The sequence below is a fragment of the Methylobacterium sp. GXS13 genome (assembly GCF_001455965.1).
Lineage (GTDB): Bacteria > Pseudomonadota > Alphaproteobacteria > Rhizobiales > Beijerinckiaceae > Methylobacterium.
The window spans coordinates 1-18,128 of record NZ_LKKO01000076.1 but is presented as its reverse complement, the minus strand read 5'-3'; the positions used below and the strand labels follow the sequence as shown (position 1 = coordinate 18,128).

The window sequence follows — 18,128 nt, the reverse complement described above, 5'->3', positions numbered from 1 at the left end:
TCGCCAGCGCCCTCCGGCGCGCGGCGATCGCCGCGACGCTGAACGGCTCCGAGCGGGCGAGGCGCACCCGCGCCGCGTCGCCGCCCATGAGTTGCCGCAGGGCCGAACGCCTGGCCGAGAGCGCAGCCCGGGCCGCCTCACGGACGGTCCCGAGACGCGCCCGCAGCGCGGCCTCGTCGGCGAGCAGGCGGTCGAGCTTCGGCTCCAGCTCCTCCGACAATTCCCGCAGGTAACCCATCCGCTCGGTGGTCAGCGCGGCGATCTCGGCGGTGAGGCCGGCGTTGTCGCGCTTCTCGATGCCCTCGCGCTCGGTCTGGAGGGTACGTCGCCTTCCTTCCAGTCCGTCGAGTTCGCCCCGCAGGGCGTCGACATCGTCGAGGCCGCGACTGATCCGGGCGCGGATGGCCGCGGCGGTGCGGGCGGCCTCGCGCAGGACCGCGGCCTCGCCGCGCAGCCGGCGAGCTTCGGCAACTGCGGCCTCGTGCGCCCGGCGGCTGTCCACCGTCGGTCCGCGATGGCCGCGGGTCATCAGCAGGTCGACGCTGCGGGTCACCGAATAGGCCATGCCGGCGGTGGTCCGCCCGCTCGGCGCCACGGCGCGGGACAGGCGCGCCAGTTCGGCATCGTCCCGGGCGAGATCGTAGCCCCCGAGCCGCACCCCCAGGAACGCCTCCGCGTGCGGATCGCTGGTTTCGATCACGGTGAGCGGCCCGTCGTCGTAGCGGCGCGGGCGCTGCTTGGCGGTGTCGGTGGTCTTGACCAGGATGCAACGGTGGAACCGGTCGCGGCCTGACTGGAGCACGCCCAAAGCCTCGCTCAGCCGGTCGGGGGAAACCACCAAAGCCTCGCGGGCGCGGCCGAGCAGGCCTTCCAGCGCCGGCCCCCAATGCGGATCGACGATCTCGGCCAGTTCGCAGATCGGCAGGGCCTCGATCCCGCGCCGCTCCAGCTCGCCGCGGAACGCCACCGTGTCGGAGGACAGGCGCGCCGCCGGTCCGGCGCCGGTCCGGGGCGCGGTGCGCTCGGCCTCGCTCTCCTGGGCGCGGGCCTTGAGCGCCGCGTCCTCGGCGGCCCGCTCTAGGGCCTCGTCGAATTCGGGCAGGCGCGCCAGCCCGTCGATCAGCTCGGCCAGGGGCCCGTCCGGCCGCAGGATCTCCTCGGGTGAGGATTCGCGGCGCAGGCCCGCCCGGGCGCAGGATTCGGCGAGCCGCGCCGCCGGCGGGCAGGCCTGGCGCAGGATCGGGGCGACCGGCTGGAGCTTGCCCATCTGGCCGACGACGCCGACGAGGTCGGAAATCCGCGCCACCAGCTCCTTCCGGTCCCGCTCCAGCATCGACAGGCCCAGCGTCGAGGCCGCCAGTCGCCCTTCCGCGGCGCTGCCGGCGAGCAGGGCCTTCTTTTCGGCGATCTCGCCGTCGATCTCGCGCACATGCCCGCGGCTCGCGGCGACTCGCTCCCGGGCGATCCGCAGGATGTCGGCGCCCTCGTTGAGGCGCAGCCGGACCGCGGTCAGATCGAGGCTGCGGCGGCGCAGCTCGGCGCAGGCCGCCCGGAACTCGTGGTTGGTAGCGGCCAGCACCGCCTCGCTCCAGGCCTCGTAGCGGTCGCGCAGGCGGCGCAGGCGGGCGGGGCGGCTCTCCAGCTCGCCGATCGTTTCCAGAAGGCGGCGCCAATTGGCGATGGACAGCCGCACCCGCTCGACATCGAGCGGCTCCGGGTCGAGCACGAAGGCGCGCACGAAGGCGCTGGTGTCGAAGATCGGCTTGAACGCCACCGCGTTGGCGAAGCTGCGCAGGAAGTGCCGGGGCTCGGGGGAGGGCGCGCCCTCCCGTAGGGTCGCCAGGATGTCGGCGGTGAAGCGCTCGCCGGAGGTGCGGTATTCGGTCAAGCTCGCCGCCCGGGCGCGCAGATCCGCGGCGATCTCGCTCCACGGCGCCGTGAAGCTGCCCCCCGGGGCGGTGCGGGCGTAATCGGCGATCTCGAACCGATGGCCGACCGCGATGAAGCGCGACAGCACGGTCTCGCGCGGCTCGACGGCCCGGGCGGCGAGCGCCAGCCCGACCGTGACGGTGCGGCCCGAGGCCGGGTTCTCGAACACCAGCGCCAGCACGGTCTCGCAGGATTCCCGCGTCGGCCTTCCGCCCTCCGCCGGGTCGCTGATCCAGCCGAGGCAATAGTCGCGCACCGTGCGGGCGCTGCGGCCCGAGGCCGAGGCGTTGAGCGCCAGGCGGCTGGCATTGTTGCCGGCGAGCACCGTGCCGAACGCGCCGAAGATCGTCGACTTGCCGGCCCCCGTCGGCCCGACCAGGGCGGCGGCGCCCCGCAGGCGGATCTGCTCCCGCCGGATCAGGTACCAGTTCGAGATGGCGATATCGGTGAGGACGTACACGATGTCGGAAGGCCGGGCCGCTGCAGGGAAACGTGGGGCCCAGTTGGCCGGGTTCGGCCGCGCATGCAAGCTTCGGCCTTCATGACGCCGGGTTGTCACCGCGGCCGAGATTCGTGACTTGTCAGACAATTCGGCATCTGTATCGTCCCTGCCCGGGGGGATTGATAAAAACCATGCGCGCCAGCCTGAAGCTCAAATTGAGCGGCCTATTCGCTCTGCTCCTCCTGTCGGCGGCGCTCCAGGGGGGATTCGCGATCCATAAGATGATCGCCCTCGACCGCCAGCTCGAAGCTTTGCTCGACCACGCGGTCCTGTCGATGAACGAGGCGCAGGCGATCGAGGCCCTGGTGATCCGCACGCGCCTCGCCCAGGTCCGGTTCGTCACCGCAACAGCCGAGACCGAGCGGCAGCTCACCGTGAAGGAGGTCGACGGGCTGACCCGGGAGCGCAACGCCAAGGTCGAGGCCTATCGGGCGCTGATCGCCTCGCCCGACGAGCAGGCGCGGTTCGACGACCTGCTCGCCAAGCTCAAGGTCCAGCACTACGACTGGGAGCGCCTGCGCGGCTTCACCCTCGCGCAGCGCGACCCGGCGATGTCGTATTTCCGCGGGACGATGAACGGGCATTACGTCGCCGCCGCCGGGGCCGCGCACGCGCTTGCCGAGATGAACATCAAGGCCGGCGACGAGGCCGGCCGGAGCGCCCGCCGGAGCCAGGCGGAGGCGGTCCGCTCGACCGTGATCATGCTGGTTGTCACCCTGGTGATCGCGCTCGGCGCGACCCTATACAGTTTCGTGGGCGTCTCGCGGCCGATCACCGTCATGACCCGGGCCATGCGTCGCCTCGCCGACGGCGACACGCAGGCGGCGATTCCCTACGCGGCCCGGCGGGACGAAATCGGCGCCATGTCGGCCACCGTCGCGGTGTTCAGGCAGAACCTGCTGCACGCCCGCAGCCTCGAGGCCGAAGCGGCCCGGGCCCGTTCCGAGTCCGAGACCCAGCGCCGGGCGGCGACGCGCACGCTCGCCGACCGGTTCGAGGGCGCCGTCGGCAGCATCGTCGGCTCGGTGACGGCGGCGGCGACTCGGCTGCAGACCACCGCCCAGAGCTTGAGCGCGACCGCGGCCCAGACCGCCGGGCAGTCGACCAGCGCGGCAGCTGCGGCCGAGCAGGCCTCCACCAATGTGACAACCGTAGCGGTGGCAGCCGAACAGCTGGGCTCGACGGTGGACGAGATCGGGCGCCAGGTCGGGTCCTCGGCGGATCTGGCGCGAACCGCCGTCAACGAGGCGGCCGTGACCGCGCAGCTGGTCCAGGCGCTGAGCGCCGGGGCGAGCCGGGTCGGGGAGGTCGTCGCCCTGATCTCGTCGATCGCCGGGCAGACCAACCTGCTGGCCTTGAACGCCACCATCGAGGCGGCGCGGGCCGGGGAGGCGGGGCGCGGCTTCGCGGTGGTCGCCACCGAGGTCAAGGCGCTCGCCGCCCAGACCGCCCGGGCCACCGCCGAGATCGCGGCACAGATCGGCGAGATCCAGGGCTCAACCGGGGAGGCGGTGCGGGCGATCGACGGCATTGCGGCCCGCATCCGCGAGATCAGCGGCATGGCGACCGCGATCGCCGCCGCGGTGGAGGAACAGGGCGCGGCGACCCAAGAAATCGTCCGCAACGTCACCCAGGCCGCCACCGGCACCGAGGCGGTGACCGCCAACGTCACCGGGGTCGCCGGCGCCGCCGAAGCGACCAGCAATGCCGCCGGGCAGGTGCTGGATTCGGCCTCCGAAATGGCCCGCCAGGCGGCGCAGCTCGGCGAGGAGGTGGAGCACTTCCTGGCGACGGTGCGGGCGGCCTGAGGCATCACGCCGTCATTGCGAGCGCAGCGAAGCAACCCAGGGCGGCGCGCGTTTCCAGGATGTTGCGCTTCTCTGAGTTGCTTCGCTGCGCTCGCGATGACGGTGAGCTCTCAGAGCTCCCCGGCTTCCGACCACGCCCGCAGGCGCTCCAGCCAGGCGTCGGAGGCGAGCACCGCCAGGCCGGGCAGCAACGACAGCGGCGTCACTCGCTCGACCCTGTCGCGCTCGCCCATCCTGAGGCCGCCGCGGCGGGCGTAGAGGCGCAGGATGTCGGCGAGGCGGCCCTCCTCGGGGGGATCGTTGCGCGCCACCGCGCGGATCTTCTCCACGATCTCGTCGGTGGTGCACTCGACGATCCCATCGGTGCCGGCGCGGTTGTCGCGCAGGCCCTCTTCGTAGAGCAGCCGCAGCGCCAGCAGCACCAGGGTCTCGTCCTTGCGCAGGCGCTCGGAGGCGATGTCGTGCCGGGGCGCGTCGGCGGCCGGGCTCAGCGACACCATCTGGTCGCGATGCGCGACCGTGAGGGCGTAGCCGAGACAGGCGAAGTAGTCGGTGAAGAACGGCGCGTAGTGCCGGGCGAGCTCGTAGGAACGGCCGATGCCCGGCGTGTCGGCGTAGATCACCTGTCCCTTGAGCATCACCTGGAGGGCGCGGCACAGCTCCTCGGCGTCGGGGGCACGGGCGCCCGGAGGCGGCGGCTCGTCGCCGTCGATGATCGCGCGAAATCCCTCAAGCACCGGCCCGACGCTCCACCACGAAATCCGGGCAGTCCAGCCAACCATTGGCGAGCCGCTCGGGCAGCCGGACCACAGCGTAGCGGTCGCGCAGCCGCGCATCGAACAGCACGTCGATCTCGCGCAGGCGCTGGAACACGACGAAATCGTCCACGCCCGCGATCGTGATCTGCGAGCCGCGCAGCGACACGGCCTTGCCGAGCCGCGCCTCGACGAAGGCCGTCATGGTCTCCGGCGTCACGGTGGTGCGGCGGCGGAACTCGGCCTTGGCGGCCGCGAAGGCGTCGACCGCGGGGTCGTCATCGATATCCGGCAGCGGCTCGACATCGATGGCGCTGCGGCGGGCGCGCGGCGTCTGCAGGTGGGCCTGGCCGATCGGCGGCCGCAGCAACGACACCACCGGGGGCACGTCGGGGGCGACCTCGGCGGCGCCGACGGCGCGCAACATCGCGGCGGTGCGCTCGATCCCGGTCGGGTCCGGCCGGTCCATGGCGTGGAGCGCGGCGCCGAAACGGCGCTCCAGGCGCGCCACGACGGCGTCGACCGCGTCGAGATGGTTGTCCAACCCCTCAAACACCGAGAGGATCTGGGCGAGATCCGCCCGGACCGCCCGCTGGGCGGTGTCGAGATCGGGGCTGCGGCCCTCGCGGATCAGGCCCTCGGCCAGCGCCCGCACGGTAAGGGCGTCGCGCAGGGCTCGTCCGGCCTCGCGGACCACGCTGGCCCGGAATCGGAACGGGTTGAAGCGGGTGTGCAGCGTTCGGTAGTCGCTGATCAGGTGGCGCTCGACGAAATCCTCGAAGAACAGCCGGAAGGTCTTGGCCCGGTCGGGCTCGCGCAGGATCCGCTCCTCGACCTTGCGCATGCCGGCGGCGAGGCCGCGGACATGGGCCAGGAAGGCGGCCGACGCCCGGGCGGCGTTGGACAGGGCCTCGGAGCGGCTGCCCGGATCGGACACGGCGCTCTCCAGGCCGCCCAGAACCTCCAGCACCGCGCCGCCATAGGAGCGGGTCTCGCCGCGCTCCAGCCGCGACAGCTCCTCGAGGAGCAGGCGCGCCTCGGGGTCGAACTCGACCACCGGCACGTAGCGCTCCCGGCGCTCGATCAGCCAGCCGGTCTCCAGGAGCCGGCGGTAGAGGGCGTTGCGGCGCTCGGCCGGATCAGCGGAGATCGGCTCGTCGCCCAAAATCTCCGGATCGCTCCAGCCGGCGGCGAAATCGCCGATCTCGGCCAGCAATTCCGCCTTGCGCACCGGCTCCGCCCCGAGGACGCGCCGGTGCAGGTGCAGCAGCAGGGCCGCGTTGAAGCCCCGGCTTGGGGAAGCCAGGGGCTTGAACAGCTCGTCGGGCAGCTGCGCGAACAGCATTTTCTTGGGACTCTCGCCGTCGCGCAGCCGGACTCTTACTTCGCGCCGAGGAGTTCGACGTCGAAGATCAGCGTGGCGTTGGGCGGGATCACGCCGCCGGCGCCGCGGGCGCCGTAGCCGAGCTCCGGCGGGATGATCAGGGTGCGCTTGCCCCCGGTCTTCATCGTGGCGACGCCGAGGTCCCAGCCCTTGATCACCTGGCCGGCGCCGAGCGGGAAGCTGAAGGGCTGATTGCGGTCCCGCGAGGAATCGAACTTCTTGCCCTTCTTGCCGCCCTCATCGAGCCAGCCCGTGTACTGCACGGTGACCTGCTGGCCGGCCTTCGGCTCGGGCCCGGTGCCCACGACCTCGTCCTGATACTTCAGGCCCGAGGGCAGGGTGACGATCTCGGCATTCGCGGCTGCTGTCATGGCGATGAACGCGGCTCCGGCAATGAGGGACAGGCGAGGCATGGTATCTCCCTGGAGCCGGCGCCGTCCGCGCCGGCCGTCGGGGGGCCTTCTACCGACTCAGGTCCGTCCAGGCCAGGGAGGCGGGCGATCAGGCCGCCCGGACGGTATCGAGGAAGCGCGCGACCTCGGCGGTCAGCGTCTCCGACTGGCGCGACAGTTCCGTCGCCGCGCTGAGAACCTGGCCCGCGGCCTTGCCGGTTTCGTCGGCGGTATCGGCGACGCCCGCGATGTTGCCGGTCACCTCGCCGGTGCCTGCCGCCGCCTGGCCGACATTGCGCACGATTTCCTGCGTGGCCGCGCCCTGCTCCTCCACCGCCGCGGCGATCGAGGTCGCCACGCCGCTGATCTCCTGGATGCGCGCCGTGATCGAGCCGATCGCCGTCACCGCACCGCCGGTGGACGCCTGGATCCGGGCGATCTGGGCGGAGATCTCCTCCGTCGCCTTGCCGGTCTGCTCGGCCAGCGCCTTCACCTCGGACGCCACCACCGCGAAGCCGCGCCCGGCATCCCCGGCCCGGGCGGCCTCGATCGTGGCGTTCAGCGCCAGCAGGTTGGTCTGCCCGGCGATCGACGAGATCAGCCCGACCACGTCGCCGATCCGGCCGACGGCGCTGCTCAACTCCTGCACCAGCTGTGCGGTCTGCGCGGCCTCGGCGGACGCGCTAAGCGCGAGCTTGGCGGACCCGTCGACCTGCCGGCCGATCTCCTGGACCGATGTGCCCAGCTCCTCGGCGGCGGCGGCGACCGTGTTGACGTTGGTCGCAGCTTCCTCGGCGGCGGCGGCCACCGTGGTCGATTGGCTCGCCGTCTGGGTCGCGGTGGCCGTCATGGTCTGGGCGGTGGCCTGGAGTTCGGTGGCCGAGGACGACACCATGCCGATGATGCCGCCGATCGCGGTCTCGAAGCGCTCGGCCATCTGCCGCATGCCGGCCTTGCGCTGGGCCTCGGCGGCGGCCCGCGCCTGGGCGGTCTCAGCCTCCAGGGCGCGGGTGCGAAGCAGGTTGTCCTTGAACACCTGGACCGTCCGCGCCATCGCGCCGATCTCGTTGCCCCAGTCGCGCAGCGGAACCGCGACCGATGCGTCGCCATCCGCCAGGGCCTGCATGGTCCCGGTCATGGTCCGGATCGGCCGGAGCACGTAGCGGATCAGGGCGAAGAGGCCGAGCGCGACGAGCAGCGCGGAGACCAGCAGCGCGGCGACGTTGCGGACCAGACCGCTGCGCGCTTCCTGGGCGAGGGTCTCAGCGCGCGCGATCATCTCGTCCAGGGCGGCGTAGGCGAGGTCCACGATGGTGGCCTGTTCCGGCGTATCGAGCTTGCGGGCCTCTTGGAGCGTGATCTTCGGCGGCTCGTGCTGGGCCAGTGCGGTCGAGACGGCGAGGCGCCGGGCGAGCGGCGCTCCGTCGAAATTGTTGGCCCGGGCCTTCTCGAAGGCTGCGCGAACCGTGTCGGAGAGGTCGGTCGCGGCCTCCGTGGCGACCTTCCACGTGGCGTCGAGCCGACCGCGCTCCTCCGCCGCCGCCACGGTCTCGGCCGGGGACCAGGGCGTGCCGGCCGACAAGGACGTCTGGATCCGCAGGGCGATGGCGCCGACCGCCATGCGGGTCGCCCAGGCGGAGCGCTTGAGGGCAAGGTCGCGTTCCAGGATCGTGTCGGAGCGCGGGATCGCGGCATCGACCGCATCGGTCGTGGCCGTCAGGGTGTCGAGCATGGCCAGGAGGGCCGCCTGTGCCTCCGGGGTGACCGACGTGTCGCGCTGGACCTTGGACACCTTCAAGGCCGCATCGACCCGGGGCCGGAGCCCTTCGACGCGCTCACGCGCCGCCTGCAGCGGACCGAGGGTCGCCTTGACGGACGGCAGATCCAACCCACCGACGAGCGCCGTCGCCTCGGCGATACCGGTCACCGCACGCTGCCGGTCCGCGTAAAGCCCGGACAGGGTTTCGGCATCCATGGGCTGATCGGCGGCGAGGAACTGCAGAGTGGCGCCCCGCTCAAGCCGCGTCGCGTACAGGGTCTGGAGCAGCGCCCGGCTCGCCCGCACCAGGGAGATGCCAGCCTCCGATTGAACCGCCTGCTGGCGCGCCCCGATGAGCGCGTTCGTTGCATAGGTGAAGATGATCAGACCCAAGACGAAGAACACGAGGCCCATCTTCGAGCGGATCGAAATATTCTGCAGGCGAACCACCGCACAACTCCAACGGCCTAGGGATGGTGCGTTCATGTCCCATAAGATCGATTTTGTCGATCGATATGCCTTCGATCTTGTCTGATCCACCTCTAAGGTGCGCCGAAACTCAAATCCAATACGGCAGCAACTTCATAAATTACCGAGATAAACCAAATTAATTTGCCGGATATGCTGCGATCGAGCCGTCGTTTAACACCGTCTTCACGGTTACAATCCGACGCGTCATTGATCACCGCGGCGCGGAGCGTCCGATGATAGCCTTCGCCCCACCGGCGGAGCGGTGGGGCGAAGGCGCTCGGGTCTCATCCGTGCGGCACCGCAGGGGTTGGACGGTGGCCCGTGCGACACACGCGTGGTCCCGATCGGCTGACCGGGCGGCTCCGGGTCTCCGATCCGGCATAGGCGCTTGGCGGGACCGATCGTTCCTTCGGCGGCACGCAAGGCAGCACCGTCGCGATGCGTGGCGCCGCGACGATGCCCTCGTCCCCGATCCCCCACGTCCCGAAAGCCGGGAAAATCGTTTCGGGACGCCATGTCAGAAGGTGATCAGCGAGGTCAGGCCGAACACCACGACATCAGGCTTGCGTTCCGGCGTTGCACGCCGGGTGATGTATTGGATATTGGGCCGTACGACGATGTTGTCGTTCACGGCGATGCTGTAGAAGGCCTCGACGAAGCGCTCCTGCGCCGGGAGCCGCCGGTTGGTCCGGCTGATCAGGTTGCGCAGCTCGATGGCCTCGACAGCCCTGGGATTCGGGGTGGTCTGGCCGACACCGAGGCCGATCCAGTCGTTGGGACGCTCCGGGCACCAGCCCTTGTAGACGAAGCCGCTCGTCACCTGGGCGGAGTAGATCGAGGTGTCCCGGTCGCTGGCGACGGCCCGGACGAAGGCCGAGACGTTGCGCGCGGTGTTGGCGGGATCCGGGCGGTAGACCTCCTGAACCCCGACGAAATACAGGCCGTTCCGGCCGTCGTGGTGCAGCGGCTGGCCCCGGTAGAGGGCGGAGGGCAGGCGCCGGTCGTTCAGGTAGACGTCGTTGCCGCCGCTGGTCTCATACCAGCCGCCGACCTTGTAGCTGCCGGCGTAGCCCAAGCCGCCGAGCTTCGGGAACCAGCCCGCCTCGGACAGGATCAACGCTCCGGTGCCCTTGCTGAAGTCGAAGCTGAAGCCGTCGACGAGGTTGTCCGGGTTGACCTGGTAGGCGCCGACCTGGACGTAGGCCGTGTCCGCCGTCCCGACGCGCAGGCGGGTCGCCCATTGGCCGACCGGGAAGTTGTAGATGTAATTGCCGGCAATCTTGCCGGTCGGGGCGCCGCACAGGGCGTTGAGCTGGAACTCGCAGGCGAACCCGGCGAAATCGTCGCTGGACGGCATCCGGCCGATCTTCAGGTCGACCCAGGGTCCGAACTTCTGATCGTACCAGAACTGGGTCAGGCGCCAGATGCGGCTGCGGCCGTAGATCTCCTCGACGCTGGTCTGGGTGCCGAGATGCGCGTCGGCGGTCAGGTCGCGCCCATGCCGCTGGGTGAGCGTGACCACGCCCGATCCGCCCGCCAGGCCGAACATCTTCTCGAAATCGAACACGCCCTTGGCGACGAACTGGGCGGCCCCGCGCGCCAGGGTGCGATCCCCGCCGGCCGCGTTCGAGGCGGCCTCGTGGACGTAGCCCAGGTTGAGCAGGATGCCGTTCTCCCAGAGCCGGTCCCGGATGCCGCCGAGATTGCCGAGGAGGCCGAATTTCGGACCCACGTTCCGCGGATCCACCGAGCCGGCGGCGGGGCGGGTGTCCGGGGCAGGCGTCGACGGCCGATCGAGGGGCAACCGTTGCGGCGCGTTCGGATCCGGTAGAATCGTAGATTCGTCCGTGTCTTTCGGCGCCGAAGGCTGTGCCTGCGCGAGTCCGGCAAATGGACTTGCGCCGATGACCAACAGCGCTGCCGCCCATTTCGATAGTAGTCTACGTGACATGATCCATAATGCCCCCAAGCCGACAGTGTTCTGTTCGGCACTTGGGCTTTAGAGGCTAAAAAAACGGCAGATTGCAAATTTCTACTGACACTAATCTTCATATGAAAAACGACTTGATTTCGATCGCGAGATTTGGACTCGCCCTATCGGCCTATAGATCCGGAAGACGATCGGTTTTCAATACGGTTCTTCAAGTCAGGACGAGATATTCCGCTCACGATTGCAGAGGTGGGCGGCCCATATCTGCCAGCAATGCAGGCAGAGACAGAGTTCGTGCCGACCATGGACCGCTTGGTCGCGATGGTGAGATGGCTATACGAGAACCGAACCGTGCCGAACCGAGCGAGGACTCGCGGCAACACCCGCGGCGAAATCAACGACGTCCGGTTGCATTGTGCCGGCGTGACGTCGGTTCAGCGCCCCAGCATCCCGGCCAGATGCGCGACCAGGCGGCGGGCGACCTCGTCCTTGCCGAGGCGCGGCCAGGTCTCCTGGGCACCGTCGCGGTGGATCAGGTGGACGGTGTTGTCGGTGCCGCCCATGACGCCGCCCGCGGCCGAGACGTCGTTGGCCACGATCAGGTCGCAGCCCTTGCGGGCGATCTTGGCCCGGGCGTGGTCGAGCACGGTGTCGGTCTCGGCGGCGAAGCCGACCACCAGCGGCGGGCGCCCGGCCTCCATCCGCGACACGGTGGCGAGGATGTCGGGGTTCTCCACAAGGGTCAGCGGGGCCGGGCCGCTGCCGTCCTTCTTGAGCTTCTTCGAGCCGGCCTCGGTCTCGGGCCGCCAATCGGCCACGGCCGCCGCGAAGATCGCGATGTCGGCCGGCAGGGCCGCCGCGACGGCGGCGAGCATCTCCCGGGCGGTCTCGACCCGCACCACCATGACGCCCGCGGGATCCGGGATCGCGACCGGCCCGGAGACCAGGGTCACGGTCGCGCCGGCTTGCGCGGCGGCCGCCGCGATGGCGTGGCCCTGGCGACCGGACGAGCGGTTGGCAAGGTAGCGCACCGGGTCGATCGGCTCATGGGTCGGCCCGGAGGTCACGAGCACGCGCCGGCCGGCGAGGGGACGCGCACCCGCGATCGAGCGGCCCGCCAGGAAACCGAGGCCGGGTGCCTCGGCGCCGGCCTTGTCCAGCATCCGCTCCAGGGCGTCGGCGATCTCGTTGGGCTCGGCCATGCGGCCGGGACCGGTCTCGGCTTCAGCCATCCTGCCGGCATTGGGCCCGACGAGGCGTACGCCGTCGGCCTCCAGGGTGGCGCGGTTGCGCCGGGTCGCCGGATGCGCCCACATCTGCACGTTCATGGCCGGGGCGATCAGGATCGGCAGCGTCGTCGCCAGCAGGATCGTGGTGGCGAGGTCGGCGGCGTGGCCGCCAGCCATGCGGGCCATCAGGTTGGCGGTGGCCGGCGCCACCACCACGGCATCCGCCTGCCGGGCCAGCTTTATATGGCCGATATCGGCCTCCTCGGCCCGGTCGAACAGGTCGGTATGGGCCCGCTCGCCGGCGAGCGCCGCCGCGGCCAGCGGCGTGACGAATTCCTGCGCGCCCGCGGTCAGGACCGGGCAGACGCTGGCGCCGCGCTCGCGCAGGCGCCGGATCAGGTCGAGGGCCTTGTAGGCCGCGATGCCGCCGCCGATGATGAGCAGCACGCGGCGGTTGGCGAGGGTTTCGGTCATAGCGAAAAGCCTCTGCCTGAGGCGGCGCGCCCGTCAAGCGGGCGGAGGCGTTCAGGCCGCCGCCGGGACCGCCGCGGTCTTCAGGCCGCCGAAGCGCCGGTCCCGGCGGGCGAACTCGGCCATTGCCGCGGCGAGGTCGTCCGGGCCGAAATCGGGCCACATCCGGTCGGTGAAATGGAGCTCGGCATAGGCCGCCTCCCAGAGTAGGAAATCCGAGAGACGCTGCTCGCCGCCGGTCCGGATCACGAGATCGACGTCCACCGGCGAGCCGTGCATCTGTCCGGCCACCAGCGCGCCGAAGCTTTCGCGGGTGGCGTCGCTGCCCTGGAGCGCCTGCGCCGCCGCGATGATCGCGTCCCGGGCGGAATAGTCGACGCAGATCCGCAGATGCAGGCGGGTTCCGGCCGCGGTGGCCGCCTCGGCGGCGGCGATCGCCTCGGGGATGCCCCGGGGCAGGCGGTCGCGGCGGCCGACGACGCTCAGCCGGGTGCCGGTGCGGGCGAGCCGCTGGGTCTCGTTGCGCAGGTAGGAGCGCAGCAGGCGCATCAGGCCGCCGACCTCGTCGTCCGGCCGCTGCCAATTGTCGGCCGAGAAGGCGTAGAGCGTGAGCGTGCCGATGCCGAGATCCGGGCAGGCCTCGGCAGTCCGCCGGATCGCCTCGACGCCGCGATGGTGACCGGCCAGCCGCGGCAGGCCGCGCTGCGTCGCCCAGCGCCCATTGCCGTCCATGATGATCGCGGCGTGCAGCCCCCCCGGCCCCGCTTCGCTTTGCATCGTAAAGTCTCCCGGCATGGGCGTATCGTTGCGGTCTATTCGGGTTGCGTTGACAGTCTCTGCGCGATCCGGCGGTCTCAGGCCGGTTTCGTGGCCGGATCGAGGCCGCGCACCCCGCCCTCCGGACTTCGCTCCGCCGCTACGGCGGCGTCGCGCACCACCTGCTCGAGCACCCCGAGATAGCCAATGAAACGCCTGCGCCCGGTTGGCGTCATGCGGCAGATCGTCTGTGTGCGGTTGAGGGCGAAGCCCTTCTCCAGGCTCACCAGGTCGGCCTCGCTGAGCACCGCCAGGTGCCGGCTCAGATTGCCGTCGGTCAACCCGCAAAGGCGCTTGAGGTCGGGGAACGGCAGGCCCTTGGGATGGGCCACCAGGGAGGTGAGCACGCTGAGTCGCGCCCGCTCGTGGATGATCCGGTCAAGCCCCTCGTAGGAGAAGCGGCCGTCGTCGCGGTCAGAGGTCATCATCGAAGGCCCGGGCGCCGCGATGGACGATACCGGCCAGCCAGATCTGGCCGACCACGAAGGGGAGCCCCATGGCCCAGGGCGACAGGATGCGGGTTTCGGCCGAGAAGGACAGCACGGCGAGGCCGGTGAGCAGGTACCACGCGCCGACCCCCTGGACCGCGCGGGGCAGGATCCGCGCCGAAGCGAACAGGCCGAGGCCGACCAGCACCTGCCAGAGGCCGGGCAGCATCCAGATTTCGGCCGGCGCGAACCGGGCGATGACCAGGGCGAGGCAGGCCCCGGTGCCGGCAGCGGGCAGGAACACCTCGATGGCGTTCCAGACCATGGCGTCGGCAAGGCCGGAATGGAGCCGGCGGCTGCGCCGGACCGCCTCGACGCCGATCAGCGCGAAGGCTACCAGGGCGGCGGTGATCCAGAGGCCGAAGAACAGGACCGGCCGGGCGGCCGGATCGCCGAGCCACAGCGCCTGGCCGACCGCGCAGGCGAGCGCGAGGCCGCCGGTGCCGGCGACGGTCGCCGCGCCGAGGCCGCGGAACGCCGTCTCGCGTGCGATCTGCGAGCGGATCGCGACGATGTCGGCCAACGCCTTATCCAGATCCTGCATGAGTTTCAGCCCCTGTGCTGCATCATGCTTTGCACTGCAAAGTACCGGCGCGCCCCGGCCATCGCAAGCCAATTCGCCCGATCATCATGGCGAATTTTTTCAACATCGGCCCGTCTCGTCGAGACCAATGCACGGTGAATTCTACCTAAGAGTTGTAATCACGCAATTTCCCGGCGGAGAGCATCGAGATCGAGCCGGGCCGTGACCATCCGCAGGGCGCCGTCCGGATCGCACGGCCACTCCGCCTCCGGGCGGTCCCGGTACAGCTCGACGCCGTTCCCGTCGGGATCGCGCAGGTACAGGGCCTCGCTGACGCCGTGATCGCTGGCACCGTCCAGGGGAATGCCGGCTGCCTCGACCCGGCGGAGCGCATCCGCCAGGGCGGCCCGGCTCGGGTAGAGCAGGGCAAGGTGGTACAGCCCGGTGGTGCCCGACGCCGGCGGCGATCCACCGAGGCTTTCCCAGGTGTTGAGCCCGATATGGTGGTGATAGCCCCCGGCCGCGACGAAGGCGGCGCGCTCGCCGTAGCGCTGGGTCAGGCCGAGGCCGAGCACGCCGCAATAGAAGCCGAGCGCCCGGTCCAGGTCGGCGACTTTGAGGTGGACGTGCCCGATACGGGTTTCGGGATGGATCGGTGCGGTCATAGGCGGGGCCATCCGTGAAAGCTGGAAAACTCCGCGCCGCGGAGGGTTTCTCGCGGCGCATGCGGAGCCCATATTGATCCCATGCCCGCTCCGAAGAAACCGCGCGCCGCGTCCGTCTCGGCCTCGTCCGCCAAGGCGTCGAAACCCGAGCTGAAGCCGCTCGACACCTATCTGGCCGCGTTGCTGAACCCGGCCCTGAACCGCAACCGGCCGCCGCCGATCGCGCCGGAGCCGGAAAAGCCGCGGCCGGGCAAACCCAAGGGGCGAGCGACCAAGGAGCAGACCGGCAAAGCCGCCACCCGCAAGGTCGAGATCGCCCGCGACGGGTTCGCGGAAGCGCCGCAGTCCGGCTACGCGCTCGGCGACGCGGCCGAGGTCGATCCGCGGCTCGCCCAGGCCCTCGGGCTGACCCCGCCTGAGGACGGGCCGGTGCCCGAGGGCGCCGATCTGCCGGATTCGGGCGGCGACGGCGGCGCCTCCGCGACCGTGACGGCGCTGGAGCGGCTGCTGATCGAGGGCAACCCGCTGTTCAAGGACGGCCAGACCTGGGTGCCGCACCGCCCCGACCGGCCGCAGAAATCCGAGGGCGGCCTCCGCTTCACGCTGAAATCCGAATTCGAGCCGGCGGGCGACCAGCCCACCGCCATCGCCGAGCTGGTGAAGGGCGTGCAGACCCATGAGCGCGACCAGGTGCTGCTGGGCGTGACCGGCTCGGGCAAGACCTTCACGATGGCCAAGATCATCGAGCATACCCAGCGGCCGGCGCTGATCCTGGCGCCGAACAAGACGCTGGCGGCGCAGCTCTACGGCGAGTTCAAGGCCTTTTTTCCAGATAACGCCGTCGAGTATTTTGTCTCCTATTACGATTACTATCAGCCGGAGGCGTATGTCCCGCGCTCCGACACGTTCATCGAAAAAGAATCGTCGATCAACGAGCAGATCGACCGGATGCGCCACTCCGCCACCCGGGCCCTGCTGGAGCGGGACGACGTGATCATCGTCGCCTCGGTGTCGTGCATCTACGGCATCGGCTCGGTCGAAACCTACACGGCGATGTCGTTCACCGTGACGCTCGGCGAGAAGATCGAGCAGCGCCAGCTTGTGGCCGACCTCGTGGCCCTCCAGTACAAGCGGATCCAGGCGGATTTCGCCCGCGGCACCTTCCGGGTGCGCGGCGATTCGATCGAGCTGTGGCCGGCCCACCTGGAGGATCGCGGCTGGCGGATCGGCATGTTCGGCGACGAGATCGAGTCGATCGTCGAGTTCGACCCGCTCACCGGCAAGAAGATCGCCGAGCTGAAATTCGTGAAGGTCTACGCCAACTCCCACTACGTCACGCCGCGGCCGACGCTGCAGCAGGCGATCAAGGGCATCAAGAACGAGCTGAACGGCCGGATCGAGGAGCTGACCAAGATGGGCCGGCTGATCGAGGCCCAGCGCATCGACCAGCGCTGCACCTTCGACATCGAGATGATCGAGGCCACCGGTGCCTGCAACGGCATCGAGAACTATTCGCGCTACCTCACCGGCCGCCGACCCGGCGAGCCGCCGCCGACCCTGTTCGAGTACCTGCCCGACAACGCCCTGGTCTTCACCGACGAGAGCCACGTCACCGTGCCCCAGATCGGCGGCATGTACCGGGGCGACTTCCGCCGCAAGGCGACGCTGGCCGAATACGGCTTCCGGCTGCCGTCCTGCCTGGATAACCGGCCGCTGCGCTTCGAGGAATGGGACGCGATGCGGCCGCAGACGGTCCACGTCTCGGCCACGCCCGGCAAGTGGGAGATGGAGCGCACCGGCGGCGTCTTCGCCGAGCAGGTGATCCGCCCCACCGGCCTGGTCGACCCGGTGATCGAGATCCGCCCGGCGCGCGCCCAGGTCGACGACCTGCTGGGCGAGGTCAAGGCGGTCGCCCTGGCCGGCTACCGGACGCTCGTGACCACGCTGACCAAGCGCATGGCCGAGGACCTGACCGAGTACCTGCACGAGAACGGCGTGCGGGTGCGCTACATGCACTCCGACATCGACACCCTGGAGCGCATCGAGATCATCCGCGACCTGCGGCTCGGCGCCTTCGACGTCCTGATCGGCATCAACCTGCTGCGCGAGGGTCTCGACATTCCGGAATGCGCCCTCGTGGCGATCCTCGACGCCGACAAGGAGGGCTTCCTGCGCTCCGAGACCTCCCTGGTACAGACCATCGGCCGGGCGGCCCGGAACGCCGACGCGCGCTGCATCCTGTACGCCGATTCCATCACCGGCTCGATGGAGCGGGCGATGGCCGAGACCGAGCGGCGGCGGACCAAGCAGCTCGCCTACAACGCCGAGCACGGGATAACGCCCCAGAGCGTGAAGCGCGGGATCAGCGACATCCTCAACAGCGTCTACGAGCGCGACCACGTCCAGGTCGATACCGGCCTGGCCAAGGACGCGATCACGGTGGGCCACAACCTCAAGGCGGTGCTGGCCGATCTGGAGAAGCGGATGCGCACAGCTGCGGCGGATCTCGACTTCGAGGAGGCGGCGCGCCTGCGCGACGAGCTCAAGCGGCTCCAGGCCACGGAGTTGCTGGTCTCGGACGATCCCATGGCCCGGCAGGGGGATGTGGAGCGCGAGGCCGGCAAGTACGGCCGCAAGGCGCCCCGGGGCGCCGGTCCCACCCGGATCTCGAAGCCCGACCTCGACAATATGGGCCCGGGCACCGATCGCGAGATGCCGGCCGGCGCGGTGCCGTGGCAGGAGCGGCCCAAGCCCCGCTCGACCCAGGGCCTCGGCGGCCAGAAGCCGAAATACAAGGGCGGGGGCGGCCGCAAGCGCGGCTGACCCGCCTCGGTCAGGCGGCCCGGTCGTCCCGGCCGGCGTAGCGGCTCGCCACCCCCCCGCCCTCGTCCCCGAGCGCCTCGGCAATCCGGGGGGCGAGGGCGGTGCAGGCCTCGTCACAGGCGGGGGGGGCCGCCCGGGCGGGCGGCCGCGGCCCCCCGCCGGCCCCGTCGCGGACGATCTCGC

General features: G+C 70.5%; 13 protein-coding genes. 2 read left to right on the top strand and 11 right to left on the bottom strand.

Annotated features, from left to right (window positions below):
- A partial coding sequence (locus AO398_RS23815) for an ATP-binding protein (protein WP_058194656.1) occupies positions 1-2,389 on the bottom strand: 2,389 nt, incomplete at its 3' end.
- Between the two features lie 173 nt (positions 2,390-2,562).
- Here AO398_RS23815 and AO398_RS23810 point away from each other — a divergent pair.
- Positions 2,563-4,239: a HAMP domain-containing methyl-accepting chemotaxis protein gene (locus AO398_RS23810; RefSeq protein WP_058194655.1), complete on the top strand. Its 1,677-nt coding sequence runs from the start codon at positions 2,563-2,565 to the stop codon at positions 4,237-4,239.
- A gap of 110 nt (positions 4,240-4,349) precedes the next feature.
- Here AO398_RS23810 and AO398_RS23805 read toward each other — a convergent pair whose 3' ends face one another.
- The 10 genes from AO398_RS23805 to AO398_RS23760 form a co-directional block, all read right to left on the bottom strand.
- The gene (locus tag AO398_RS23805) at positions 4,350-4,976 is read right to left on the bottom strand and encodes a DUF4194 domain-containing protein (protein WP_058194654.1); all 627 of its coding nucleotides are present in this window, start codon (positions 4,974-4,976) and stop codon (positions 4,350-4,352) included.
- Positions 4,969-6,339 carry a Wadjet anti-phage system protein JetA family protein gene (locus AO398_RS23800; RefSeq protein ID WP_058194653.1) on the bottom strand — a complete coding sequence of 457 codons (1,371 nt, stop codon included), beginning with the start codon at positions 6,337-6,339 and terminating at the stop codon, positions 4,969-4,971. The genes AO398_RS23805 and AO398_RS23800 overlap by 8 nt, the downstream gene beginning before the upstream one ends.
- Before the next feature lie 35 nt (positions 6,340-6,374).
- A complete protein-coding gene (locus tag AO398_RS23795) occupies positions 6,375-6,791 on the bottom strand; it encodes an FKBP-type peptidyl-prolyl cis-trans isomerase (protein WP_007569323.1) in 417 nt (138 codons plus the stop codon).
- An 88-nt stretch (positions 6,792-6,879) separates the two neighbouring features.
- Entirely contained in the window at positions 6,880-8,943 is a 2,064-nt protein-coding gene (locus AO398_RS23790; RefSeq protein ID WP_244498875.1) for a HAMP domain-containing methyl-accepting chemotaxis protein, read from the bottom strand.
- A gap of 574 nt (positions 8,944-9,517) precedes the next feature.
- The gene (locus AO398_RS23785; protein ID WP_160329354.1) at positions 9,518-10,732 is read right to left on the bottom strand and encodes a carbohydrate porin; all 1,215 of its coding nucleotides are present in this window, start codon (positions 10,730-10,732) and stop codon (positions 9,518-9,520) included.
- A 632-nt stretch (positions 10,733-11,364) separates the two neighbouring features.
- A complete protein-coding gene (gene coaBC / locus AO398_RS23780; RefSeq protein WP_058194650.1) occupies positions 11,365-12,633 on the bottom strand; it encodes a bifunctional phosphopantothenoylcysteine decarboxylase/phosphopantothenate--cysteine ligase CoaBC in 1,269 nt (422 codons plus the stop codon).
- 51 nt (positions 12,634-12,684) lie between these two features.
- Complete coding sequence (locus AO398_RS23775) at positions 12,685-13,407, bottom strand: di-trans,poly-cis-decaprenylcistransferase (protein WP_058194649.1); 723 nt, start codon at positions 13,405-13,407, stop codon at positions 12,685-12,687.
- A gap of 77 nt (positions 13,408-13,484) precedes the next feature.
- Positions 13,485-13,874 (bottom strand): transcriptional regulator, encoded by a 390-nt coding sequence (locus AO398_RS23770; RefSeq protein WP_082643425.1) that lies wholly within the window; start codon positions 13,872-13,874, stop codon positions 13,485-13,487.
- The gene (locus tag AO398_RS23765) at positions 13,861-14,478 is read right to left on the bottom strand and encodes a hypothetical protein (protein WP_058194647.1); all 618 of its coding nucleotides are present in this window, start codon (positions 14,476-14,478) and stop codon (positions 13,861-13,863) included. Before AO398_RS23765 ends, AO398_RS23770 begins: the two co-directional genes overlap by 14 nt.
- A 158-nt stretch (positions 14,479-14,636) precedes the next feature.
- On the bottom strand, positions 14,637-15,122 hold the full coding sequence (locus AO398_RS23760) for a VOC family protein (protein WP_058194646.1): 486 nt from the start codon (positions 15,120-15,122) through the stop codon (positions 14,637-14,639).
- Positions 15,123-15,203: 81 nt separating this feature from the next.
- On the opposite strand from AO398_RS23760, the gene uvrB reads away from it, so the two are divergent.
- The gene (gene uvrB, locus AO398_RS23755; RefSeq protein WP_058194645.1) at positions 15,204-17,945 is read left to right on the top strand and encodes an excinuclease ABC subunit UvrB; all 2,742 of its coding nucleotides are present in this window, start codon (positions 15,204-15,206) and stop codon (positions 17,943-17,945) included.
- The last annotated feature ends 183 nt before the right edge of the window (positions 17,946-18,128 follow it).

Coding starts and splice junctions, on each gene's coding strand:
- AO398_RS23790 (WP_244498875.1), bottom strand. CDS start 8,943: ATGGGCCTCGTGTTCTTCGTCTTGGGTCTGATCATCTTCACCTATGCA.
- AO398_RS23760 (WP_058194646.1), bottom strand. CDS start 15,122: ATGACCGCACCGATCCATCCCGAAACCCGTATCGGGCACGTCCACCTC.
- AO398_RS23810 (WP_058194655.1), top strand. CDS start 2,563: ATGCGCGCCAGCCTGAAGCTCAAATTGAGCGGCCTATTCGCTCTGCTC.
- uvrB (WP_058194645.1), top strand. CDS start 15,204: ATGCCCGCTCCGAAGAAACCGCGCGCCGCGTCCGTCTCGGCCTCGTCC.
- AO398_RS23775 (WP_058194649.1), bottom strand. CDS start 13,407: ATGCAAAGCGAAGCGGGGCCGGGGGGGCTGCACGCCGCGATCATCATG.
- AO398_RS23765 (WP_058194647.1), bottom strand. CDS start 14,478: ATGCAGGATCTGGATAAGGCGTTGGCCGACATCGTCGCGATCCGCTCG.
- AO398_RS23795 (WP_007569323.1), bottom strand. CDS start 6,791: ATGCCTCGCCTGTCCCTCATTGCCGGAGCCGCGTTCATCGCCATGACA.
- AO398_RS23800 (WP_058194653.1), bottom strand. CDS start 6,339: ATGCTGTTCGCGCAGCTGCCCGACGAGCTGTTCAAGCCCCTGGCTTCC.
- coaBC (WP_058194650.1), bottom strand. CDS start 12,633: ATGACCGAAACCCTCGCCAACCGCCGCGTGCTGCTCATCATCGGCGGC.
- AO398_RS23770 (WP_082643425.1), bottom strand. CDS start 13,874: ATGATGACCTCTGACCGCGACGACGGCCGCTTCTCCTACGAGGGGCTT.